22 protein-coding genes are annotated in these 23,713 nt (G+C 54.4%); 2 read left to right on the plus strand and 20 right to left on the minus strand.

Annotation, left to right across the window (positions count from 1 at the left end):
* Positions 1-64: 64 nt before the first annotated feature.
* Both EDD73_RS08420 and EDD73_RS08425 read left to right on the plus strand, forming a co-directional pair.
* Entirely contained in the window at positions 65-2,854 is a 2,790-nt protein-coding gene (locus EDD73_RS08420) for a PAS domain-containing hybrid sensor histidine kinase/response regulator (RefSeq protein ID WP_165876408.1), read from the plus strand.
* A 98-nt stretch (positions 2,855-2,952) separates the two neighbouring features.
* The gene (locus EDD73_RS08425) at positions 2,953-3,702 is read left to right on the plus strand and encodes a tyrosine-protein phosphatase (RefSeq protein WP_131919344.1); all 750 of its coding nucleotides are present in this window, start codon (positions 2,953-2,955) and stop codon (positions 3,700-3,702) included.
* 172 nt (positions 3,703-3,874) lie between these two features.
* On the opposite strand, the gene EDD73_RS08430 is transcribed toward EDD73_RS08425, so the two are convergent.
* The 20 genes from EDD73_RS08430 to EDD73_RS08520 all read right to left on the minus strand — a co-directional run.
* Positions 3,875-5,536: a benzoate-CoA ligase family protein gene (locus EDD73_RS08430; RefSeq protein WP_243116845.1), complete on the minus strand. Its 1,662-nt coding sequence runs from the start codon at positions 5,534-5,536 to the stop codon at positions 3,875-3,877.
* 89 nt (positions 5,537-5,625) lie between these two features.
* Complete coding sequence (locus EDD73_RS08435) at positions 5,626-6,765, minus strand: acyl-CoA dehydrogenase family protein (protein WP_131919345.1); 1,140 nt, start codon at positions 6,763-6,765, stop codon at positions 5,626-5,628.
* A 49-nt stretch (positions 6,766-6,814) separates the two neighbouring features.
* Positions 6,815-7,666: a 3-hydroxyacyl-CoA dehydrogenase family protein gene (locus tag EDD73_RS08440; protein WP_131919346.1), complete on the minus strand. Its 852-nt coding sequence runs from the start codon at positions 7,664-7,666 to the stop codon at positions 6,815-6,817.
* A gap of 55 nt (positions 7,667-7,721) precedes the next feature.
* A complete protein-coding gene (locus EDD73_RS08445; RefSeq protein WP_207668847.1) occupies positions 7,722-9,350 on the minus strand; it encodes a class I adenylate-forming enzyme family protein in 1,629 nt (542 codons plus the stop codon).
* A 42-nt stretch (positions 9,351-9,392) separates the two neighbouring features.
* The gene (locus tag EDD73_RS08450; protein ID WP_131919347.1) at positions 9,393-10,571 is read right to left on the minus strand and encodes an acetyl-CoA C-acetyltransferase; all 1,179 of its coding nucleotides are present in this window, start codon (positions 10,569-10,571) and stop codon (positions 9,393-9,395) included.
* A gap of 24 nt (positions 10,572-10,595) precedes the next feature.
* On the minus strand, positions 10,596-11,381 hold the full coding sequence (locus EDD73_RS08455) for an enoyl-CoA hydratase/isomerase family protein (RefSeq protein WP_131919348.1): 786 nt from the start codon (positions 11,379-11,381) through the stop codon (positions 10,596-10,598).
* A gap of 20 nt (positions 11,382-11,401) precedes the next feature.
* Positions 11,402-12,427, minus strand: coding sequence for a zinc-binding dehydrogenase (locus tag EDD73_RS08460; protein WP_165876409.1), 1,026 nt, complete (start codon positions 12,425-12,427; stop codon positions 11,402-11,404).
* A gap of 122 nt (positions 12,428-12,549) precedes the next feature.
* Positions 12,550-14,295: a CoA-transferase gene (locus EDD73_RS08465; RefSeq protein ID WP_131919350.1), complete on the minus strand. Its 1,746-nt coding sequence runs from the start codon at positions 14,293-14,295 to the stop codon at positions 12,550-12,552.
* Positions 14,296-14,340: 45 nt separating this feature from the next.
* Complete coding sequence (locus tag EDD73_RS08470) at positions 14,341-14,610, minus strand: 2Fe-2S iron-sulfur cluster-binding protein (protein WP_131919351.1); 270 nt, start codon at positions 14,608-14,610, stop codon at positions 14,341-14,343.
* Positions 14,611-14,678: 68 nt separating this feature from the next.
* On the minus strand, positions 14,679-14,960 hold the full coding sequence (locus EDD73_RS08475) for a ferredoxin (RefSeq protein WP_131919352.1): 282 nt from the start codon (positions 14,958-14,960) through the stop codon (positions 14,679-14,681).
* 37 nt (positions 14,961-14,997) lie between these two features.
* Entirely contained in the window at positions 14,998-15,870 is an 873-nt protein-coding gene (gene bzdQ / locus EDD73_RS08480; RefSeq protein ID WP_131919353.1) for a benzoyl-CoA reductase, bzd-type, subunit Q, read from the minus strand.
* A 58-nt stretch (positions 15,871-15,928) separates the two neighbouring features.
* Positions 15,929-16,702 (minus strand): acyl-CoA dehydratase activase, encoded by a 774-nt coding sequence (locus EDD73_RS08485; protein ID WP_131919354.1) that lies wholly within the window; start codon positions 16,700-16,702, stop codon positions 15,929-15,931.
* Positions 16,703-16,897: 195 nt separating this feature from the next.
* Complete coding sequence (locus EDD73_RS15455) at positions 16,898-17,251, minus strand: 2-hydroxyacyl-CoA dehydratase (protein WP_341467539.1); 354 nt, start codon at positions 17,249-17,251, stop codon at positions 16,898-16,900.
* Positions 17,152-18,216, minus strand: coding sequence for a benzoyl-CoA reductase, bzd-type, subunit O (gene bzdO / locus EDD73_RS08490; protein WP_207668849.1), 1,065 nt, complete (start codon positions 18,214-18,216; stop codon positions 17,152-17,154). The genes EDD73_RS15455 and bzdO overlap by 100 nt, the downstream gene beginning before the upstream one ends.
* Positions 18,217-18,245: 29 nt before the next feature.
* Entirely contained in the window at positions 18,246-19,367 is a 1,122-nt protein-coding gene (gene bzdN / locus EDD73_RS08495; protein WP_131919355.1) for a benzoyl-CoA reductase, bzd-type, subunit N, read from the minus strand.
* 31 nt (positions 19,368-19,398) lie between these two features.
* A complete protein-coding gene (locus EDD73_RS08500; protein ID WP_165876410.1) occupies positions 19,399-20,355 on the minus strand; it encodes an enoyl-CoA hydratase-related protein in 957 nt (318 codons plus the stop codon).
* A 21-nt stretch (positions 20,356-20,376) separates the two neighbouring features.
* Positions 20,377-21,564 (minus strand): thiolase family protein, encoded by a 1,188-nt coding sequence (locus tag EDD73_RS08505; RefSeq protein WP_131919357.1) that lies wholly within the window; start codon positions 21,562-21,564, stop codon positions 20,377-20,379.
* A gap of 2 nt (positions 21,565-21,566) precedes the next feature.
* On the minus strand, positions 21,567-21,779 hold the full coding sequence (locus EDD73_RS08510; RefSeq protein ID WP_131919358.1) for a hypothetical protein: 213 nt from the start codon (positions 21,777-21,779) through the stop codon (positions 21,567-21,569).
* Positions 21,780-21,987: 208 nt separating this feature from the next.
* Entirely contained in the window at positions 21,988-22,734 is a 747-nt protein-coding gene (locus EDD73_RS08515) for a beta-ketoacyl-ACP reductase (protein ID WP_131919359.1), read from the minus strand.
* Between the two features lie 68 nt (positions 22,735-22,802).
* Positions 22,803-23,713 (minus strand): sigma-54 interaction domain-containing protein (locus EDD73_RS08520; protein ID WP_165876411.1); only part of this gene is annotated, 911 nt, incomplete at its 5' end.

Below are 23,713 nucleotides of genomic sequence, written 5' to 3' on the forward strand. Positions count from 1 at the left end.
AAACTCATCCGAAAAACCTCAGCACAAACGTCCATATCGGCTTTTTCGGAATGTGAAAACGGTCATGGATAGAGCCCGTCTAGCATCGCTCGAAAAAAATTACGAACTTTACCGTACATTAGCAGAAGCAGCGGACGATTATATTTTTCTAATTGATCGCGCCGGCATCCTGCGCTATGCCAACCAAGCCTTTGCCCAACGATATCATTTACCGGTTGCCGCTCTTGTCGGCAACCCGATGAGCAACTTGTTTCCCGGCGATACAGGTGTTCGATTTAAAGCCAACCGTGATCAGGTACTTGCAACCGGAAACTCAATAACCATTCAAGAAAAAGTATCCTTGCGTAATGGTGACTTCTGGCTTGACACAAAGCTCGTCCCGATCAAAGGAGCTAACGGCCAAGTCGATGCGATCCTGGGCATAGCCCGCGATATTACCGAACGTCACCTGGCGGAAGAAGCGCGTAAAACAGCCGAAATCGAGTATAAATGGTTCTCGACCATTTTAGAAGCCAGCGTCAACGAGATCTATATCCTCTACCCGCATACCTTCAACTTTCGTTATGCCAATGCCAGTGCGATCAATCAATTGGGCTATTCCATGGAAGAACTTACGTGCATGACACCCTTTGATATCATGCCGTCACTGACGGAAACAACGTTTAACAGCTACTTAGCATCCTTAATCAAAGGCGAACAAGAGAAAATTTCTTATGAATTGTTTCATCAGCGGAAAGACGGTTCCACCTACCCTGTCGAAATTCATATTCAACTGGTCCATTATGGCGATACCCAATTCCTTTTGGCGATGGGGATTGACGTAACGGAACGCCGTCAGGCCCAGTTGGATCTGGCAAAATCCCAAACCCGCTATCACCAAGCCATTGAAGCATCAATGGAAGGCTTTGGGATGTTTGACAACAAACAGCGGATTATTGATTGTAACGAATCGCTGTGCCACATGCTCGAATATGAGCATCATGAATGCATCGGCAAAAATCTTAGTGATTTTTTGACCGAAGAATCAATAGCAATTTTGAATCGGCAATACGATTTGATCTCCTTACCACCGAAGCAGGTCTACGATTTTGAGGTTCGTACCCAATCAGGAAAGCTCATCCCGACCCGGTTTCATGTATCTGCCCATCACAATGAAGCGGGGGAATTAGTTTATTCGTACGCCTTCATTACCAACATGAGTGATACCAAGCAGATCCAAGCTGATCTGTTCCAGGCCAAGGAAGGAGCGGAGAAGGCCAATCTTGCCAAAAGCAACTTCCTGGCCACTATGAGCCATGAGATTCGCACACCCCTGAACGGCGTCATAGGCCTGACCGAACTGCTGTTGGATACACCACTCGAGCCGCAACAACGAGAGATCGTTGAATCCATTATCATCTCTGCCAACTTGCTACTAGCCATCATTAACGACATTTTAGATTTTTCCAAGATTGAAGCCGGCAAGATGACCATCGAAAGCATCGATTTTAATCTTTATAAAATCGTGCAAGAAACGGCTAAGATATTGTTGCCTACGGCGATGGAAAAGGGACTGTTACTTAATTTACACATTGATCCCGCTGTGATGCCCATGGTCAATGGCGATCCCATTCATCTGAAACAAATTCTCTTTAATCTCATCGGCAATGCGATTAAGTTCACCGAACATGGACGTGTCGAGATATCGCTTACCGCGGCCGATCAACAAGATGGTGCACAAACGATCCGTTTCGCCATTCAGGATACGGGAATCGGCATTTCCGAAGAAAATCAATGCGATTTATTTGAACCTTTTATCCAAGGAGAAAAATCAACAACCCGAAAATATGGCGGAACCGGCTTGGGTTTAGCCATCACTAACCGGCTTGTGCAACTGATGCACGGCGATATGGGCGTGCAAAGTCACCAAGGAAAGGGAACTTGTTTTTGGTTTACGATAACCTTCCAACCAGCAAAACAACCGATGGTCGCAGTTCAGGACCATCTCCCCATCAGTAGCATCGACGCAAGCATACCTCCTGCCATGCGCAAGGTTTTGCTTGTAGAGGATAACGTAATTAATATCACCATTGCCTCTACGCAGTTAGAGAAGCTTGGTTTTTCCGTAACCGTCGCAACCAACGGCCAAGAAGCCCTCGATGCCTTGTCCAAGGATGATTATTCACTGGTTTTTATGGATTGTCAGATGCCGGTCATGGATGGTTATGAAGCAACGCGCCGTATCCGGCAAACAGAAAAAGGCAAAAAGATCCTCATCATCGCTATGACTGCCTTTGCCATGCAAGGCGATCGGGAAAAATGTTTGGCTGCCGGCATGGATGATTATCTTTCCAAGCCCCTCAACAAATCCATCCTGCAAAAAATGTTGCAGCGCTGGCTTAAGGTGGCCCCGCAATCTTCACTCCCCGTCGCCAATGCTAATGCCGCCGTCAGTGCCGTCGACAAAGCTGCTGCTGCCGATGCCCCTGCCAATGCCTCCCCTGATGAGCAACTCTTTGCCGGCATCCCTACCGTTGACTTCGAGCTCCTCAAGGAGTATCAGGACCTGGATAGCGGAGAACAACCGAGCTTAGTCGCCCGATTGCTTGAGACATTTCTCGGCGAGTCAAAAGAACTGTTACTTCAGATCGAACAGGCCCTTAATGCTGCTGATGCCGCAAAACTTATGAAAACGGCCCACAGCCTCAAATCGGCCTCGGCAGCGCTGGGGGCTCTGCGTCTGTCATCGATGTGTGCTCATTACGAAGCCGCAGGGCGAGCCAACGATCTGGGCAAGGTCGTGAACTTTTCCGTCCTTCGCGCGGAATGGACGGAAGTAAGAAAAATTTTCATGGACCTCATCTTGCAACAGTGAGAAAAAACCCGGCTCAAGTCCGGGTTTTTCTCCTTCCATTAAACTCTTGAGAAGCAACAAAAAGGATGTAAAGATTCGACGGAAGAAGGTTCGCTATGTTGTCTGAAGAATTGCTGGAGTACCCGATTATCGACTGCCATGCCCATCTATTGCCCGATCTGGATGACGGCGCTGCCTTCTGGGATGACGCCCTGATCATGGCGCGGCAAGCCGTTCAGTCTGGAACCCAGGTGATGGTAATGACTCCTCATTTCCGCCAGCGTCGCTATGATAATCATCGTAAAAAAATCCTCCATCAACTTGACCAATTCCAATACCGGTTGCGCAAAGCCGCCATTCCCCTAACCGTACTGGCCGGCGCCGAAATAGCCTACGATCCGGCGATCCCCCACTTGTTCGATCAAGGAATCGTGCAGTCCTTTGCCGACTTACGCACGCACCTGTTGATCGAACTGCCTTTTAATGATGTCCCTCCGGAAGTGGATGAACTTCTTGATCAGCTTTCCCACCGCCAGATCACGGCGATCATCGCCCATCCCGAGCGTTGCCGGCCCGTCCAGCAGGCCCCGTCGCTTCTCCTCCGGTGGCGTACGCAAGGTGTCCTCTTTCAACTCAACGGTGAATCCTTAACCGGACAGGCCGGTCCTGAAGCACAAGCCTGTGCCCGGCAGCTTTTATCAATGAACCTGATCGATCTGATCGGTTCCGATGCCCATCATCCCATGAAGCGTTCTGCCAGCCTTGCTGCCGCCCGGACGGATCTCCTGAAGCATCTCCCGCCGGCACAAGTCCAGGCAATTTTATACAGCAATGCCGCAGCTCTTCTCCAAATCACCGACCCGTCGTGATCCAACAGCACCGCAACCGTCTGCTGCGTAACTGCACAAGGGATCTTCTCGTATGGTCACTGCTGTCGCAAAGAGTAGGTATACATAAAAGGCCAAGGCGCACCGTTCGATGAGCGTTCGGTGCGCCTTGGCCTTTTATGTGCATCGTGACTGATTTTCTTGCTGCCGGCAGCTAGGCCCCAGCCTGCGAATTCTCCGCCGGCACTGCCGTGCTTAAGTTGCGCAGTACATAGCGACGGATTTTCCCGGAAGCCGTCCGGGGCAGGGAGTCCACAAACTCAATCCAGCGCGGATATTTGTAAGGGGCGGCACTTTTCTTCACGTGATTCTGCAGCTCTTTGACCATTGCCGGCCCCGGCTCAAAGCCTGGTTTCAGCACCACAAAGGCTTTGGGTTTGGATAAACCGTCTTCATCGATATGGCCGATCACGACGCTTTCCAGGACGGCCGGGTGTTCCATCAGGATGTTTTCCACTTCCATTGGAGACACCCAGATGCCGCCGGCTTTCAGCATGTCATCACTGCGTCCTACATGCCAGTAGTACCCCTCGGCATCCTTATAGTATTTGTCGCCCGTATTGATCCAGGATCCCTGAAAAGTTTCCTTGCTTTTCTCATGCTTGTTCCAATAGCCGGCAGCTGCGCTGTCCCCGCTGACCATGAGGTTGCCTATCTCACCGACCGGTACTTCCCGGCCCTCGCTGATGATGCGCGCTCTGTACCCTGGAACCAGCGTCCCTGAACTGCCGGCCTTGTACGCGCCAGGCTTGTTGGTAATGAAAATGTGGGCCATTTCGGTGGAACCGATACCATCATAGATGGGAAGGCCAAACGTAGCCAGCCATTGTTCAAAGATCGGACGCGGCAACGCTTCGCCGGCTGACGCACAGAAGCGAATGCTGGACAGGTCATACCGCTGTGCCGCCTCAGGAACCTGCAAAATTGCCGTATAGGAAGTGGGAACACCAAAATACAGCGTAGGGCGGTATTTTTGGACAATCTCCAGCACCTTCACCGGTTCCGGCCGGTACGGATTAAGCACAGTGGCAGCCCCAGCGCCAAAGGGAAAATAAAGGGCATTACCAAGCCCATAGGCAAAGAAAAGACGCGCCACGGAATAGGTAATATCATTTTCGGTGATGTTCAAAACATGGCGCCCATAGGTGGCAGAACAGACGATCATGTCATGATGCAGGTGAATTGTCCCTTTGGGGAATCCTGTCGTTCCCGATGAATAAAGCCAAAAGGCTGCTTCATCGGCTGATGTAGCCTCGGGCTCTAAAAACGGTTTCGCTCCAGCTAGTGCTTCATCCCAGTCATAAAGACCCAGATCAGTGGGCACCGTAAATGATTGAGGATTCTCCAACGGCGGCACGACCAGGATGTGCTGCAAATACGACAACTGATGCTTCACTTCCAACAGCCCTGGCAGTAATTCCGCAGAAACAACGGCAGCTGTGGCCCGTGAGTCCTGGAGAATATAAAGATAGTCCGCCGGTGTCAGCAGCGTGTTCACCGGAATCGGTACAGCCCCTATTTTCATGGCCCCGAAAAAGGCGGCTGCAAAAGCGGGACAATCCAAAAGCAGCAACAACACCCGTTGTTCCCGCAGGATGCCAAGAGAACGCAAGGTATTGCCGGCACGATTGACCATTTCGGCAACTTGACCATACGTAAAGGTCTGATCCAAATAGTAGATCGCCGTCTTTTCACCGCGCCCTTCCTCGATATGGCGATCCACATAATAAACGGCAGCATTCAATACAGGTGTCCAACTGACATGCCCCGCCGGGGTTTCATGGACAAAAACCTGATGTTGTCCCAGGCTCATCATTTTTTCTCCTCCCCTAAATGCCCCCGTTCGGTGAGCAATTTTTCAAACCCCGTTGCGGATCGCGTTCCTATCGTTCTCGGCCATTCGCATCAACGCAAAATCTGATTGGCGATGACCAAGCGCTGGATCTGGTTGGTTCCTTCATAGATCTGCAGGATCTTGGCATCACGCATCCACTTTTCTACGGGATACTCGCGTGAATAACCATACCCGCCCAGCACTTGTACGGCATCGGTCGTCACTTTCATCGCCACATCCGTGGCATAAGCCTTGCACATGGCCGACTCCAGTGTATAGGGCAGGCCCTGATCCTTAAGCATCGCTGCTTTCAGGGTCAACAGCCGTGCTGTTTCGATGGCCATGGCCATATCGGCCAAGATCGTTTGGATCGCTTGGAAAGAAGCAATCGGTTTGCCAAATTGAACGCGCTCCTTGGCATAGTGAAGCGCCGTCTCATAGGCCGCCCGGGCTACACCCACCGCCATGGCCGCCACCGACGGCCGGGAGATATCGAGCGTTTTCATAGCCAGCTTAAAACCGTCCCCTTCTGCACCAAGACGGTTGGCTGCCGGCACCCGTACTTCTTCCAGGATGACTTCCGTCGTATTGGAAGCCCGGATCCCCATTTTTTTCTCTTTTTTTCCGGTCGACAGTCCGGCTGTGCCGCGCTCAACCACAAAGGTCGACAAGCCTTTCGCCCCCTGGCTGCGATCGGTAGCGGCGAACACTACATACACATCGGCCAGATCACCGTTGGTGATAAAACATTTGCGACCCTGGAGCACATACTCGTCGCCCTCGCGGTGCGCTGTTGTCGCCAAACTGGCCACATCGGATCCGGCATTCGGTTCCGTCAAGGCGAAAGCCGCCATCGCTCCCGCTTCCACCTGTGGCCGCAAAAACCGTTCTTTTTGTTCATCCGTGCCGGCGATCAAAAGCGGGTAACTGCCCAGGGAATTGCCGCCGATCGACGTGGCAATCCCCGCACAGCCCCAGGCCAGTTCTTCGTTGATCAAACAAGTGGATACGGCATCAATGTCCGTACCGCCATGGGCTTCCGGCACGGCAATGTTCCACAGGCCGACCTCAACCGCCTTTTGCGCCAGCTCGGACCGGGGAAAGCTTTCTTTTTCATCCCAATCCGGCGCATAGGGACGGATTTCATGGGCAGCAAAATCATGGGCCAGATCGCGCAGCGCCAGTTGCTCTTCCGTTAACAATAGATTCACTGATTCCACCTCCATATCGGACATCAAGGGGTGTAATGACCAATGACGGTTAATAGGAAAAGAAGCCGCTGCCGGTCTTGCGTCCCAGTTGGTTGGCTCGAACCCGCTGCTTGATCGCTTGCGGTGCACCATACTGGGGATTACGGAATTCATCAGCTAAATACTCCATGACAAAATAGGAAATATCGATACCTGTAAAATCCATTAATTCAAAGGGACCCATTGGATAATTTAGCCCCATTTTTACTGCAGTGTCAATATCCTCTGCCGTCGCCACGCCCTCATCGAGCAAGCGGGCCGCTTCGACAAATTGCGGGATCATGATCCGGTTGACAATGAATCCCGGCGAATCTTTTTTGACTTCCACCGTCTTCTTGCCAAAGGATTGGGCCAACTCCGTCGCCGTAGCGATCGTTTCGTCGGAAGTCTGCAAGCCCCGGATCACTTCGACGAGTCGCATGATCTGTGCCGGGTTAAAAAAATGCATGCCACAGACTTTATCGGGGCGTTTTGTCGCCGCCGCAATCGTCGTAATCGACATGGATGAGGTGTTCGTCGCCAAGATCACTTCCGGTCGGCATACTTGATCGAGAGTCTGGAAAATTTCTTTTTTCAGATCAAGATTTTCAATGGCCGCTTCAATGACCAAATCAGCACTAGCCAGATCCGCCAGATCGGTCGTTCCTTTGATACGCCCGATCGCCGCCTGGCGAGCATCCTCGGTCATCTTGCCTTTCTTCACGGAATGGGCCATGAATTTATCCATATTTTGCAGCGACCGTTCAATGAATTTTTGATCAATATCGCGCAGGATCACTTGATATCCGGCCATCGCGGCTACATGGGCAATGCCTGTACCCATGGCGCCGGCACCGACAACACCGATCGTTTGAATCGTCATCATCATCGTCTCCCTTACGCTGTTGGTAATCTTCATGCCGGACAAACAGCCGGCTTTATTTCGATAACATTTCCTTGATGGCCACCTTGCGGATCTTACCGCTGGCGGTCGTCGGAAACTCTTCAAAGAACTCCACATGATCGGGAACTTTAAAATCGGCTAACCGTTCGCGGCAGTACCGGCGGAGTTCCTCCACCGTAACTGATGCCCCTGGCTTGAGGCGGACGCACGCCGTGGAACGCTCACCCAGCACCGGATCGGGCAGGCCGATTACGACCGCTTCCATCACCGCCGGGTGATGGTAAAGCACTTCTTCCACCTCGGCGGGATAGATATTAAAGCCGCCGCGAATGACGACTTCTTTTCTCCGTCCGGTGATACGCAAGAACCCACGTTCGTCGAGCATGCCCAGATCGCCGGTGAAAAACCAACCATCCGCTGTGAGCGCTTGTGCTGTCTCTTCCGGTTGCTTATAGTACCCTTGCATGACACCATAGGACCGGCAAGCAATCTCGCCGACGCGATTGATGCCCATATCCCGATACAGATTGTCGACGATTTTTATTTCCACACCCGGCATCGGTCGTCCCACCGTCTCCGCCCGGTCTGTATCATCGTCATCAAAACGTGTGATCGTCAACGCCGGCGACGTTTCGGTCAGTCCATAGGCAATGCAGATATTGCAGCCCATCCGTGAACGGATGGCGCGAACCACTTCCACCGGACAAGGTGCGCCAGCAATGATCCCCGTTCGCATCGTGCTTAAGTTATAGCGGGCAAAATCGCTATGATTCAGTTCCAGAACGAACATGGTTGGTACGCCGTTATGGACAGTGATGCGTTCCCGTTCAATCAGTTCCAACGCTGTTGCTGCCTTGAAACTTTCCATCAGCACTTGCGTACCCCGGCAGATGACCGCCGCCAGCGCCGTCGGCCCCATCCCAAAGACATGAAAGAGTGGAACCGCCACGAGAAACACATCATCCGGTGTACATTCCATCAACTGCGCCGTAACGGCTGTTGTTTCCACCAAATTACGGTGGGAGAGCATCGCCCCTTTGGGCATGCCGGTTGTTCCCGAAGTATAAAGAATCGCAAAGGTATCTTTCTCCAGTTGCATTGGTGCCGGAAAAGATCCGGCGTATCGGCCCGATTGTACAACTTTTTCAAAATCAACGATATCCGGCTCTTCCGGCGAAAGTTCCTGCACCGGACGCGCTACGATCAACTTCTTCAGCGCCGCCAAATCATGGCGAAGAGCGGAAAACATATCGAGCAGCGCCGCTTCCCCAACGCGCTCGGCCGTAATGACGGTGCCGGTGCCGGAATTGTCGAGAATATAAGCTACTTCTGATTGTTTGTAACGGGTATTGAGCGGAATAAAAATCGCACCGATCAGTCCGATGGCGAAGTAGGCCACCAAAAACTCATGCCAGTTCGGCAAACAAACAGCAACCCGATCACCTCGAACCACCCCGAGTTGCCGAAGCCCTCCGGCAAAATCCTGCACTTGCTTCCAGAGCTCTTCGTAGGTGATGCGCCGGTCACCGTCAACGATGGCCACTTTCCCTGGCTCGATGCGTGCCGCTTCGGCTAACACCGCCGGAATGCTCATCTTCCGCAGGCGCTCGTAATCGACGGTATTCGTTACATCCGTCCGATTCACACTGGCAATCGCCGCCATACGTTTCCAGCCCCCTTCGAAAAACTAATTTTGGATTCCCCTTTATTGCAAGTTTTCCCAGATGGCCGCGATGCCTTGGCCGCCGCCAATACAAAGCGATGTCACACCAAAACGTTTGCCGCGACGACGCAGTTCATAGAGCAGGGACAAGGTGATGCGCGCACCCGAAGCACCCAACGGATGTCCCAGCGCTACGGCGCCGCCGTTGACGTTGCCGATGGCCGGATCAAAGTCCAATTCCTTCTGACAGCCCAGATACTGAGCGGCAAAAGCTTCGTTGATTTCAATCAAATCCAGTTGATTCAGCGTCATTCCCGCTTTTTTTAAGGCTTGACGGATCGCCGGCACCGGCCCCATGCCCATGATTTCCGGCTCCACGCCAACAACCGCTGATGCGACTAGGCGGCCAAGCGGTTTCAATCCCCGCTTTTCCGCCTCTTTCGACGTTGTCAGCACCAGTGCGGCAGCACCATCATTGATCCCGGAAGCGTTGCCCGGGGTGACAACACCGTCTTTTTTGAAACGCGCTTTCAGGCGTGCCAACGTTTCCTTCGGTGTCAATCGCGGATGCTCATCCCGGTCAATCAGCACCGGCCCCTTGCGCCCGGGTACCTGAACAGGTACGATTTCTTCTTGCAGGTACCCTTTTTCCATGGCCGCCAGTGCCCGCTGATGGCTACCCTCGGCAAAAGCGTCCACTTCATCCCGTGACAACTCGTAACGGCTGGCTACATTTTCCGCCGTCATGCCCATCGTCGTCGAGCCGAACGTATCAAGGAGGGATTCCCAGAGTGAATCCTCAAAACGACCATGTCCGAGCGGCAGTCCCCAGCGGGAGCCACGCACCACAAAAGGTGCCTGGCTCATGTTCTCAGTTCCTCCGGCCAGCACCATCGTTGCTTCACCTAAGCGAAGCGACTGAGCGCCGTTGAGCAGCGCCTGCAGCCCCGATCCGCACAGGCGATTGACCGTCAGCGCCGGAACTTCTTGGGGTACGCCGGCCCGCAACCCAACGTGGCGAGCGAGAAACAAGGCATCACCACTCGTCTGCAAGGCATTACCGAAATAAACATCGTCAATATCCCCTGGTACAAGGCCGGAGCGCCGGATCGCTTCCTTCGCCGCTTCGACGCCCAGGTCGGTCGCTGTTAACTCCCGAAAACTGCCGCAAAATTCCGTAAAAGCTGTACGGGCACCATCCAAAACCACAATATCCGACATGGTAACCCTCCTCATCGCTCCATATTAATAACCCTTAAACTGTGCAGGCCGCTTTTCAAAGAAGGCCTTCATGCCCTCTTGAAAATCCTCTGTCGTAGTGATCATGCCGACATAATGCGCTTCCAGCGAACATCCTGCATCCAACTCCATATCGAGGCCGGCATGAATGGCGCCCTTCGCCAAGGCGAGTGCCACCGGAGCGCAGTTGGCCATCCCAGCGGCGAGCTTCTTCGCTTCCGCCAGCAATTCGCCTGCCGGTAAGACTTTTTCCACCAGACCCAGTTCTCGCGCTTCTGCTGCCCCAATGGGACGACCACTGAAGATCAGCAACTTGGCCTGTCCTTCACCGATCAGACGGGCCAGTCGTTGCGTTCCGCCATAGCCGGGCACAACCCCCAACGTCAGTTCCGGCAAGCCCATGCGTGCGGAGTCGGCCGCTAGGCGAATATCACAAGCCAAGGCCAGTTCCAATCCGCCTCCTAAGGCAAACCCATTGATGGCGGCAATCACCGGCTTGCCCAATGCCTCCAGACGAGCCAGCACCTGCTGCCCGCGCCGCGCTTTGGCCACAGCCGCCATCGGTGTCTTGAGTGCTTGCAACTCACCGATATCGGCACCGGCGATAAACGCTTTTTCGCCGGCGCCGGTCAAGATCAAAGCACCGATGGTGTCATCCGATTCCACCCGATCGATGACCTGCGCCAATTCATTCATGGTTTCTTCATTTAATGCATTCAGCGCCTTCGGGCGGTTGAACGTGACCAGGACGACCCGTCCCTCTTGTTCCCAGATCAGGTTTTTTAAGTCCACACGGTTCCCCCCTGTTTGGTTTACTCAAAAGCGATAACGCCCCGGATCCCTTCACCGGAACGGAGGTAGTCAAAGCCTTCATTGATCTCTTCCAGCGTAAAGCGGCGAGTCACCATTTCTTTGACGCGGATCTTGCCGGTCCGGGCCAGTTCGATACATTTCGGGTAATCTACCGGGCGGCAGCCCAGGGAACCGATCACTTCCATCTCCCGGTACATCAAACGGCTGGCATTTAAGTTCATGGCATGCTCCGAATACCCGACGATCGTCATCCGTCCGCCGGCACGCAGGCAATCAAAAGCGATCTCCATCGTTTTGGGGTTGCCGATGCATTCAATGGCAATATCAGCACCACCGCCGGTCAGCTTGCGCACGGCTTTGGCTACATTGTCAACTTCCTTGGGATTGATCGTGGCCACCGCACCAAACTGCTTTGCCCATTCCAGCTTTTGCGGCAGCAGATCGACGGCGATCACCGAAGCACCGGCTGCCGCCGCTACTTGCACGCAGTTTAGGCCCACACCGCCGCAGCCCATGATCACCACTGTATCACCGGGCTTAACTTGCGCCCGATTTTTGATCGCGTGAAACGGTGTGGTGATCGCATCAGCGATGATCGATCCTTCCACCAGGGGAATCTCTTCCGGCAGATGAAAAGCATCTTTGGCCGGCGCACAGATGTACTCGGCATAGCCGCCGTCCATGTCGTTGCCGGGCATCTTCATGTTCATGCAGATGTTTTCCCGGCCCGTCCGGCAGTTGTAGCAGGTGCCGCAGGACATGACCGCCGGCAACAGTACCCGGTCGCCCACCTTAAACTGGGTAACCCCTTCGCCGATCTGATCAACAGTACCGGAGATTTCATGGCCCAAGATAAGGGGCGGTTTTTTAAACGTCGGTACACCGCTGTCGATGTAGTGCAGGTCCGTATGACAAAGCCCGCAGGCAGCGACTTTGACGCGAATCTCACCGGCACCCGCTTCCGGCGTCGGCACCTCTTCGATTTTGAGCAACTGCTTGGGACCATAAAAAACGGCAGCTTTCACAAAAAGCACCTCCATACAATCATCAAAAATTTAAATGCCACGGGATTTCATGCCTTTTCGTGCCCGCCTGCCAAGCAGGCAGCAACATCGCATAGCTAAAAAACTGCAAGGACCTGTTACACCTACAGCAGCTTACGAGCCACACTGGTCGGATCGGCTCGGCGCAGTCCGGCCAGCTCTTCCAGCGTCGGTACCGGTGTCACCGGAATCTCGTCAGGAATCACCGGGGTAAATCCGGTATTCTCCAGCACCTGTTCCAGCGTGACGCCCGGATGAAGCGACCGGATGCGCATGACCTTGGACGTCTCATCAAAGTCAAAGACGCAAAGCGGTGTCACCACCAGCGCCGGTCCCTGGCCGGGCATCTGGGCCGCTTCATGGGCTTCCGGTCCCGACAAAAAGCCCGGTCCCGAGTTAAAGTCAACTTTGGGCACCAGCGTCCGCGCATTGTGGGCCATCGTGTAAATGATCACACGCCCCGCCAAGGGTAAGAAAGGCAGTCCCACCGTACCGGGTCCCTTCATCTTCGGCTGTTCATAGTCGCCGACACAGACGAGGTTGCAATTACCATATTGATCGATCTGCAGTCCGCCGGCAAAAAACACATCCAGACGACCAAAGCGACCTTCCAGCAAGATCACGTCCGGCAAGGGAAGCACAGCGTCGGCCTTCAGTTGCCCATAGTCACAAGAAGAAGGAACCAGTGGTTCCAGGTGCGGGTTGACAGCCCCGCTGCCGCCGGCAATGTAGTTCAAGTTCGGTGCATGCGTAAACTGAGCCATCCGGCAAGCCACCATGGGAATCATGCTGACCGCCCCCATGACGGCCACCTCGCCATCGCGGAGATGGCGCGCCATGACAGCACCCATCAATTCGGCCATCGTATAGGTTCCGTCTTCTTCTCCATCGGCCACCCCAGCCACCGCTGTCACCGAACTTGTCACCGTCTCCGCTGTCGCTCCGGACTTCGTTGACACCGGCGGCTCCGTTATTTCGGTCACCGCCGCACCGGCTACAGGAAAACGTTGCCGGTAGCTTTCCTCGGGAGGAAGAATTACTTCATCTATATAGGCACGAAAAGAGTCTTCTGTTTTGCTGGCTTTTAAATAGCTCTTTAAGTGCCCCTCATCATAACCATAGGCACTATGGGCTGACGTCGGATGACAGCCGCCGGGCGCCACCACCACGGCCGCAACGAGGAAGCCGGGGATATCGAAGGATCGGGCATCCTCCGGTGTTCCCAGCCGTTTGACCACGCGCTCCACCTGCAGGATGACCCGCTCAGCAGCGAAAATCATGTGGCGATCGGTAAACACGGACCCAGCCATGCGCGCATTGCCCTGCTCATCGGCTTCCAAGCAATGAACTACCGCCACCTCCGGACGAATCGGCGGCGCTGTCATGATTTTTTGGCCTGTATAGGGATCGGTCGTAAAGCGGTACATTTCCGGATTGACTTTCGGCAAATCAGACAGTTCCAGGCCGCGGGGGTAAGGAACAAATGGCCACCCGCCGGCACCGGCCTGAAGTCCGTAGACGATCATGGGTTCATCACATTCATAGAGGCGAATCGTCTTTTGCTCGACGGCCCGGCGATAGTTCAGCGCCAGCCCCAGATGCTCCAAGCCGATATAGGACGTCATCACCTCATCGACCAGGCCGCTGCCGATCAACAGATCGGCATTGATCGACCCGGAAGGGCTCGTCGTCAGCCGGGTGATGCGCTTGTTTTGCCGGATAATTTCCCGGATCAGTGCCATGGGGTTGTTATGCATGTGCATCCCACCAACGGCCAGTTCCCGGCATCGTTCCGGTACGATCTGGGCAATCGCTTCTTGCAGGCCCATCACTTTGCTCTTGCGTTTCAACGTCGATCCCCCTTTTATTCCGTCTCTTGGCGTTGGCGTCGGCAACTATAACAAATCGTCAAGGTCATCGCCACCTGGCAATTGGCCTGACTGCGGCACAAGGATGCGCATATTCTCCCGGACGGGCGTGCAACAAGCTAACACCGTCCCCGCTTCGCCTTCTACCTCGACGGCACAAACACCGCACGTCCCTGCCGGTGAGTAACCGGGACGATCACAAAGCGTGGGGATAAAGATCCCGGCAACGCGAGCCGCTTCCAAGATCGTCTGGCCCTCATTTGCCTCAATCATTTGATTATTAATCCAAAGATTCATGATCCGCTTCCACCTCTGTTCCTATTAAATGTTAAATCCGGGTCGGGCATTGTCCCGACCCGGCACAACTACCAGGAATGTTTGATGGCGTCGTTAGGACAACCGGCCTGACAAGGCAGTTCCCCGCGACCCGTGGCCGGTTTACACTCAGCACACAAATATTTTAAGCTCCGGCGGCCGTCTTTTTTGATCGCCGCCACTTCATCATCGTAATCGTCCGTCATGATCTCAAAGAGCTGACTGGGGCAGACTTGCAAACAAGCCCGGCTGGCGCATTCGATGCACTTGTCCGTATCGATACTGATGTAATACTCGCCCGAACCGTCCATGTAGCCGTAATTGGCGATCATGCGCTCCCTCCTCCTTATCCGTTGTAAGCAAGCGCAATTATTTCTTTTTGCCGCCTTTTTCCACCAGGGCTTTGCCGAACAGTGCAGCGCCGAGTGCACCGGCGATTTGGGAATCATATTCCGATTTGATCGCTTTGATGCCGAGTTCTTTTTCTATCCGGGAGACAACGCCAATGTTCTTGGCGATGCCGCCGGTGATGAAGAATTCTTTTTCCACGCCGATTCGTTCGAGCAAGGTCACAACGCGGTGCGCCATGGCCGAGCAGTAAGCCGCGAGCACTTTGTTTTTGGGCCAGCCTTGTTTGAGCAGGCTCATCGCTTCCGATTTGGCGAAAACAACGCAAGTCGACGAAACGGGCGGCGGATCTTCTTTTACTTCCAAGGACATGGGGCCCACTTCGGCGATGGGTACCGACAAGAGGTCCGCCATGACTTCCATCCCGCGGCCCGTTCCGGCGGCGCACTTGTCGTTCATCAGGAAGTTAAGCACTTTGCCTTTTTCATCGCAGTGAATGCCTTTGCAGTCCTGGCCGCCCATATCCAGGATGGTACGGACTTTGTTGCCGCCCATAAAGTTGGCACCACGGGCATGGCAAGCGATCTCGGTGATCGCTTTGTGGGCAAAAGGAACGTTGACGCGGCCGTAGCCGGTACCAACGATGTAGTGGATTTTATCCAAGGTCAGTCCAGTGCCTTCCATCGCCGCCGTGATCGCATTGAGTGCCGAATCAGGGCTGTTGGAACCGGTACGCATCGATGCGTAGGCATAAAGCTCACCGTCGGCCAAGATCACTGCTTGCGAACTCACCGAACCGACATCGATACCGGCCGTAACGATCTCCGCTTTGGTCCAGTCTTTATCCGCACTCTTCCAGTTATTTTCTTTCCATCTCCAATATTCTTGGGTCATCTTCCGTTACCTCCCATTGCTCTTCTCGCTTGATTTGGCCAATTCTTTGGGATCCTCTTTATTTGGATCCTTCATAGGCGAGCAGTGCCGCTCCCAAGGCGCCGATAAATTCCGCATTATCGGGAATGGTCACTTTCGTTTCCAGACCGCGCTCTAAGCACTCGACGAAGCCGACGTTATGAGACACACCGCCGATCAAGGCGATTTCCGGCTCAATACCGACGCGGCGCACCATCGAGATGATCCGGCTGGCAATGGCATCGTGAACGGAACGAGCAATATCTTCTTTGGTCGTATCGGAGTGAATCAAGGAAACCACTTCCGACTCGGCAAAAACAGCGCACTGCGCATTCATCGGCACGGTACGGGTCGCTTTCAGCGACAACTCGCCCATCTCATGAAGTTTCAATTCCAGCGCCCGCGACATGGACTCGACGAAGGAGCCGGCACCGGCGGCGCATTTTTCGTTGACCGCAAAGTCACGGACTTTACCGCCGTCATCGCAGCGAATGGCCCGGCCTTCTTCGGCGCCCACATCGATACAAGTGCGGCAGTTAGGCATTACGAAGATGATTCCTTTCGAATCAGCACCGACTTCGGTGACTTCTTCATCGGAAAAAGGAACTTCTTTACGGCCCACACCAGTGGACACGACCCGCTTCACTTGATCACGGCTGATACCAGCTTCTTTCAATGCTTCCGTATAGGCCTGTTCCACCGATTCCGCTGTATCCATACCGGCCAAACCCTTATATTGCGCGAACGGCTGACCGTCACGAAGAATCACCACTTTGATCGTCTTGGCGCCCACATCGATTCCGACATTAAACAAGAGCTTCTACCTCCCTACACGGTTTTGCAGTTTCCGGTCAGTCACGGCTGCCGGCTATCAACTACAGGCGATACAAGGATATCGGTTCCATGGGCGTCGGCAACTCCGGTTACCTCATCCAGCGAGGCTCACCGGGTATCAACAGGTCCCGTCCGATACACCTTGCATCATCCCGTTACGTACAGTTACGAACAACTAAGCATGGAGCAGTTCACGTTTCAGACCCATCGTTTCCATAAAGGCATCGATCCGGTCCATGGTACGGGCTTCGTCAAACTCGCGCTCGTCACCCATGTTGCCTTCGAAGGTCATGACCGGAATACCCGCCTTGGCGATGGCCAAGCGGTTTTCGGCGATGCCTAAGGACAAACCTTCGCAGCCACGGTTGTAGTGCAGCATGACACCGTCGAGCTTCCACTCTTTAGCGATGCGGATCATCATATCGCTCTTCAATTGCGGGCTATAGAAGTGCTGCCACTCCGGTTTGGAAAGGTTCCACTCGGCCAGTGTCCAGAGCGCTTCGTCGCGGTTTTTGGGGATTTTGCCCAACTGTTGCGGCGTTTTGCGGGGCCCCAGGTGCCGTCTTCTTTTTCTTCCCAGATGCCTTCGAGGCCGAAGGTGTACAGGGAGCCAACCGAAACCACACCGAATTGTTCCAAATGACGGAACACTTTGAGGAACGACCAGGGCGGCTGCGTGTCGCTCATGACGCGGCAGCGTTCGTTGGCCACAGCGGCGATGCCGCGAGCCACACGGTCTTTGACTTCATCGCGCAGTTCTTCATAGAAGTCGGCGATCTCTTTCGAAGACTTTTGCAGCGTTGCCAGCACGTAGAGCGAATACATGGTTTTCTCATCGAGCGGTGCCGGAACGGCTTTGTTCAGTTCGCAGATTTCCGCCCACAGCGATGTGGTACGGCAATCATTAAGAACGGCTTGAATCAGTTTTTCGTCATCATATTTGCGACCCGTCGTCTTTTCCAGCCATTCGATACCGTCATGAAGCTGGTCGACGATGTAGCGGATCTTGGCGTCGGTCATCTGGCTGTAGGGGCCGACAGAAACGTCGGTACAATACATGGGGATGCCCTTTTCCAGTTCGCTGACGACCTGGTACCACTTGGAGTGGGAGCAGCAGATGTGATCTTGCCAGATAAAGTCCGGCTTGGGGAAAGGGCCACCGAAAGCGTACTTGTCGATGATGATCGATCCCCAGTAGTTGCGCATGTAGGAACAGAGATCGCGGGCATAGCCGGCGCGCTCGGCCGCTTCCATGCATTCACGGGAAAGCTCTTTGTTAAAGGCGATCGAAGCGCCATAGGGCTCTGAAGTCAAACAATATACATCGTCACCTAAGCCGGCAACAACAGCGTCAAAGGTCCATGCGCCACCGGCCCAGCGGAGACCACCTTTTTTGTGGGCATTGGCATAGTTTTGATAATAGGCATCGCGCAGTTCTTTGGCTTTGCCCCAGCACTTCAGCTGTTCCGTCGGATACAGACTGGACTTGACCATGCGTGCAAACCTCCTTATTTCAATTCTGTCTAGAACAGGTCTTCGCCCCGGATCATTTCGAGGAAGGCCTCTACCCGGATACGGAACGGTCCGACCGGTGTGGTCACGTCGAATTCCAGGAACAGCGTCGGGATATCGATCTCTTCAAAGGCTTTCTTGATGGCCGGGATATCCAGCTCATGGGGGTCGCAGAATTTCTGCTGAATGAGGATAACCCCTTCCACGCCCCACTCTTTGGCCATCGAAAGCAGATGAGGAATCCGGCTCCGCTCGGGCCAGTCTTTGGTCGGGCAGCGCGGGCGCTCCACGTAGCGAATCGCCAGGGCGTTCAAGCGATCGGCATCCTGGGGCGCTTCGTTCCAGAAGTAGCGGCTGCCGGTGCAGTGATCGTCGGTGACAAAGGTAGCGCCGACGCTTTCGGCCATGCTCATGAAGGCCACGTCATCGTTTTCGGAACCGATGATCATCAGGCGGGTACCGACTTCACGATCGGCCAAGCGACCGTCGATGTTTTGGAGGACTCGTTCTAGCTCTTTGTTGTGGTCTGCTTTGTCGACGAACTGGCTCGATACGACCATGTACATCGCTTCCAGGCCGGTGATCGGCGGGTTTTCCGCTTTGCGCAGTTCGTAGATCTGGCGCATCAGGCGGCGATTGGTATTGTACACGTCGATCGCATGATCAAGGGCTTCATCGGTGATTTCTTTGCCGGTCCACTCTTCCACGGACTTTTTGAAGGACACCAGTTCTTCCCGCAGAAAGGGCACGGCGCGGGGGCTTTGCACATGGTGCGGCATGGGCAGGTAGTAGGACCATTCCAGGGGCAGGTGCATTTGCCAGGAAGTGAAGGCCTGACGGATATGCAAGCACGACTGGGAAATGGTCAACCCGTCGATGTAGTCATAGCGCTTTTTCAACCCTTGCGCGAGTACGTCGCGGCAGAAGGGGCAGTACATACCGAAGATATGGGGCTCCGTCACGTCATGAGGCTCATGGCTGCCAAGCACCCGTGTGGGCAGGATGCCTGCCGCATAAAGAATTTCTTCGGGAACGTAGGTACACATATAACCGACAATCTTACCACCCGTGCGGGCTTTCCAGTCCTTGCAGTACTGGTGATGATTCTCATACCAGGATTGGAACTGTTTCATGAATGCGTTCCTCCTTTTTTCTGACTTGGTTCTATCCTAGTCTGGTGCCGCACTGGCCACAGAACTGGAAATCTTGGGGGATGCCTTTGGTACCGCAACTGCCGCAAGCTTGCGTGTAGGGACCCCATAAAAACTCACTGGATCGGCCGTCGGCGGCTTTCTGGCGCAGGCCGATATAATCTTTCGGCCGCTTTTCAACGAAAGCTTTCATCCCTTCGTAGGGCTCAACGCTGGCGAAATGGAGCGCCAGCCATTCGCGGGCATGGCCGATGGTGTTGCTCCAGGAGAGGTCTTTCCAGTAATTAAGTTGCTGCTTGGTGTAGCGCAAGCACTCGGGGAATTTGTTGATCAATTGTTGCGCCATCGTATGTACCGCTTCATCGAGCTGCTCGCGCGGCACAACTTGGTTGACGAGGCCCCATTCCAGGCATTTTTGCGCCGGAATCGGATCGCAGAGGAAGAGGATTTCCCGTGCTCGCCGGTCGCCGACCATGATCGGCAGCCACTGAGTGGCACCGCCGGCTGCGACGGAACCGACCATCGTACCGACTTGCCGGATCGTTGCGGTATCGGCCATGATCGCCAAGTCGCAAGCCATGTTGAACTCGTTGCCACCGCCGGCGACGATGCCGTTGATCTTGGCAATCGTTGGTTTGCCAATGTTACGCAGCGCGTCGTGGCACTCAACAAAAACGCCCATCCATTTCCAGTAATCCCGGGGCCGTACGGTGTAATCGTCGGCATATTCCTTGACATCACCGCCGGTGCAGAAGGCTTTGTCACCGGCGCCGGTCAGGACGACGACAGCCACGGAATCATCCCAGGAGGCATCCCGGAAAGCAGTCGTCAGTTCCTGCAGGGTTAAGGTGCTGTAGGAATTATGCACGTGGGGACGGTTGAAGGTGACTGTCGCCACCCAATCTTTCTTTTCATAAATAATCTCTTTGAAATCAAAGGACTCGGCCGGTTGACCGGTAAAACGCGCCACAACAATTCCCCCTTCTTGTATTTAACAGCGCTCCAAAATGGTCGTGATACCTTGCCCGCCGCCGATGCAGAGGGTCACCAGTCCGTAGCGGCCTTGCCGCCGCCGCAACTCATAGATGAGGCTGGTCAGCAAGCGTGCTCCTGTACATCCAATCGGATGGCCCAGGGCGATGGCGCCGCCATTGACATTGACCTTGTCCATATCCGGTTCCAGTTCCTCAATCACGGCCAGCGCTTGCGCCGCAAAGGCCTCATTGAGTTCAATGAGATCCATGTCAGCCAAGGTCAACTCCGCTTGGGCTAAGGCTTTGCGGGTAGACGGCACGGGACCGATTCCCATGATCCGCGGATCTACAGCGGCGACCGCCTGTGCGACCAGGCGGGCCATGGGCTTGAGGCCCAGTTCACGCACCTTTTGTTCCGAAGCCAGCAGCAACGCCGCCGCTCCGTCGTTCCGCCCGCTGGAATTACCGGCTGTGACGGTGCCGCCTTGACGAAAGACCGGCGGCAATTGAGCCAGTTTTTCCAGCGATGTCTGCCGTGGATGTTCATCCACTTGAAACTCCACGACCGTTTTTTTCTGCCGCACCTTGACGGGAACGATTTCCTCGACAAAGCGTCCGGCGGCCATCGCCGCCTGCGCCAGTTCCTGGCTGCGCAAGGCAAATTGATCTTGAGCTTCCCGGCGAATCCCGTAGCGTTCGGCCAGGTTTTCTGCTGTCGCTCCCATGGACAGTTCCCCGTACTGGGCAATCGGCTGTGCCCCAGGTCCTGCCTCCGTGAGCGAATCGACAAGCACCGCATCGCCGGCACCGTAGCCGTAGCGGGCTTGCTTCAGGTAGTAGGGAGAACGGCTCATGTTCTCCACACCTCCGGCCAGCACCAAATCAGCGTTGCCAAAGGCGATCTCCTGCCAGGCACTGTTGACAGCTTGCAATCCGGAACCGCACTGGCGATGAATCGTGTAGGCTGGCAGCGTCACCGGCAGACCGGCGATCAAGGCTGCTACCCGGGCACAATTGGAAGCTTCTGTCATCTGGCGCGTCTGGCCGAGAATGACTTCGCCAATCTGATCCCCCGGCACGCCGCTGCGCTTCACCGCTTCGCGAAAAACTTCGGCCGCCAGATCTTGAGCGGATATGTCCTTGAGACTGCCGCCGATGGTCGCTACCGCTGTGCGTACCGCGCCAACGATGTATACGTCTGTCATCCCTATCCCCCTTCGACTGGCTTTTGCAGGCACTTGCTGTTCATACCCGCCTTGGGCTCTTGTTCCGGGCGCCTGCCTTTACTTAAATGCAACTTCCGTGCCAACAGGAGCGGTTTGATTGAAAAATTTTTAAAAAAATGCTGGCCTCCCTTTTGACCATCATTTTTACGGTTGCTGCTCCAACGCCTTCCGATTCTTTGAATGCCTTCGCGCATTACAGTCGCCCTGCTGTAATGCAAACAGCGCTTCATTGATTGCAAAAATGAATTACAGCCAATGCGTATTTGCATTGGCTGTTGCTGATTTGACTTGATTGAATTGTCAGAACACTCTAATAATGCAGTGTTTTCTCACTAATGCATCAATACATTAGTGCAATGCTTTGATGCATTGGCTGAAAATTTTGTCGAAAAGGGATCTTCTTCAGCGCATCACCAGCCCACCATCAATACACAAGGTCTGTCCGGTAATGTAACTTGCTTCCGGTGAAGCTAAGAAAAGCGCAGCCGGTGCGATTTCCTCAGGCTGGCCAAAACGCCCCATCGGTACCCTCTCCAGATATTTGGGCTTTAATTTCGGATCGGTAGCGATCTTCGATGTCATCGGTGTTTCTGCAAAGGGGCAAATGGCATTGACCGTAACGCCATAGCGGGCCAGTTCGCGGGCTGCAGACTTGGTCATGGCATCAATACCACCTTTGGCTGCAGAATAGTTAATCTGACCGATCGTACCGACCAGACCGGCCGCTGAAGTCACATTGATGATTCGCCCGGTTTGACGCTCCATCATCGACGGTGCCACTGCCTGCAAACAAAGAAAGGTCCCCTTGAGATGTACATCGATCACCTGATCCCACTGTTCCTCGGTCATCTTATGCAACATGGCCGGACGAATGATACCGGCATTATTGATCAAGATATCGATCGGCCCCAGTTCTGCTTCAATGGTACTCACCATCGCTTGCACAGAATCCCGCTTAGACACATCGGCAGCTACCGCCAAGGCCCGATGCCCCAGCGCCTCCACCTCGCGGACAATCTCATCCTCCGGCGTGATGACCAGATCCGCCAAGGCCACATCGGCACCGACCTCCGCCAGCGCCAGCGAAAGCGCCCGGCCAATGCCACCGCGCGCGCCGGTCACGAGTGCCACTTTACCTACCAGTTTCATCGTTTCCACTCCTTGTCGATTAAGATAAACCCTTGATCACCATGGATTTTCGGCTTCTATCGTAACCTCTATGCTTGATCGGCCCGGATACGGGCTACCCGCCGGGCCACCGTCGACTGGTTGACCCCTAATACTTCGGCCGCTTTATAGGTACTGCCGTACTCCTCCATGGCCTTGGTGATCAACTGCCGCTCCAACTCGGCAACAGCTTCTTTCAACGGCATCAGTGAGCGCACAACCAGACCGCTCTTCTCCGGAAGACGCACTTGAAAGTTCGGCGGCAGTTGGGAAGAGTCAATCAATTCCCCCGGCGAGACGACCATCAACCGCTCCACCATGTTCTCCAGTTCCCGCACATTACCGGGCCAATCAAAAGAAAAAAAAGCATCGACTACCTCCGGTGTAAAATCCCGAATAATCCCGTATTTTTTACTGAATTTGTCCCGGAAGTGGTACAGCAACGGAATGATATCACTGCGCCGCTGGCGCAGGGGAGGAATGGCAATGGGCACCACATTCAAGCGAAAGAATAAATCTTCCCGGAACCGTCCCTCCTGGGCCATGGCCCCCAGATCGCGATGCGTCGCCGCCAAAATGCGCACATTGATCGCCCGTGGTTTCGTTCCGCCGACACGAACGATTTCCCGTTCCTGCAGTACCCGTAGCAACTTGACCTGCAGGTTGATGGGCAGATCGCCGATCTCATCGAGGAACAAGGTGCCGTTATGGGCCAATTCGAACATGCCCATCTTGCCTTCCTTCTTCGCCCCGGTAAACGCTCCCGATTCATAGCCGAACAATTCCGACTCCAGCAGCGGTTCCGGGATGGCACCGCAGTTAACCTTGATAAAAGGACCTTGCGCTCGCCCGCTTTGGGTATGCAATAGCTTCGCTAACCCTTCTTTGCCGACACCGGACTCGCCAAGCAGTAACACCGTCGAATCGACTTTCGCTACCCGCAGGATCAGCTCCAGCACCC

The sequence above is a fragment of the Heliophilum fasciatum genome (assembly GCF_004341395.1).
Classification (GTDB): domain Bacteria; phylum Bacillota; class Desulfitobacteriia; order Heliobacteriales; family Heliobacteriaceae; genus Heliophilum; species Heliophilum fasciatum.

Coding starts and splice junctions, on each gene's coding strand:
- bzdQ (WP_131919353.1), bottom strand. CDS start 15,870: ATGACCCAAGAATATTGGAGATGGAAAGAAAATAACTGGAAGAGTGCG.
- EDD73_RS08440 (WP_131919346.1), bottom strand. CDS start 7,666: ATGACGATTCAAACGATCGGTGTTGTCGGTGCCGGCGCCATGGGTACA.
- EDD73_RS08420 (WP_165876408.1), top strand. CDS start 65: ATGGATAGAGCCCGTCTAGCATCGCTCGAAAAAAATTACGAACTTTAC.
- EDD73_RS08430 (WP_243116845.1), bottom strand. CDS start 5,536: ATGATGAGCCTGGGACAACATCAGGTTTTTGTCCATGAAACCCCGGCG.
- EDD73_RS08505 (WP_131919357.1), bottom strand. CDS start 21,564: ATGACAGACGTATACATCGTTGGCGCGGTACGCACAGCGGTAGCGACC.
- EDD73_RS08445 (WP_207668847.1), bottom strand. CDS start 9,350: ATGGCGGCGATTGCCAGTGTGAATCGGACGGATGTAACGAATACCGTC.
- EDD73_RS08450 (WP_131919347.1), bottom strand. CDS start 10,571: ATGTCGGATATTGTGGTTTTGGATGGTGCCCGTACAGCTTTTACGGAA.
- EDD73_RS08515 (WP_131919359.1), bottom strand. CDS start 22,734: ATGAAACTGGTAGGTAAAGTGGCACTCGTGACCGGCGCGCGCGGTGGC.
- EDD73_RS08470 (WP_131919351.1), bottom strand. CDS start 14,610: ATGAATCTTTGGATTAATAATCAAATGATTGAGGCAAATGAGGGCCAG.
- bzdN (WP_131919355.1), bottom strand. CDS start 19,367: ATGAAACAGTTCCAATCCTGGTATGAGAATCATCACCAGTACTGCAAG.
- EDD73_RS08510 (WP_131919358.1), bottom strand. CDS start 21,779: ATGCGCGAAGGCATTCAAAGAATCGGAAGGCGTTGGAGCAGCAACCGT.
- EDD73_RS08475 (WP_131919352.1), bottom strand. CDS start 14,960: ATGATCGCCAATTACGGCTACATGGACGGTTCGGGCGAGTATTACATC.
- bzdO (WP_207668849.1), bottom strand. CDS start 18,216: ATGGTCAAGTCCAGTCTGTATCCGACGGAACAGCTGAAGTGCTGGGGC.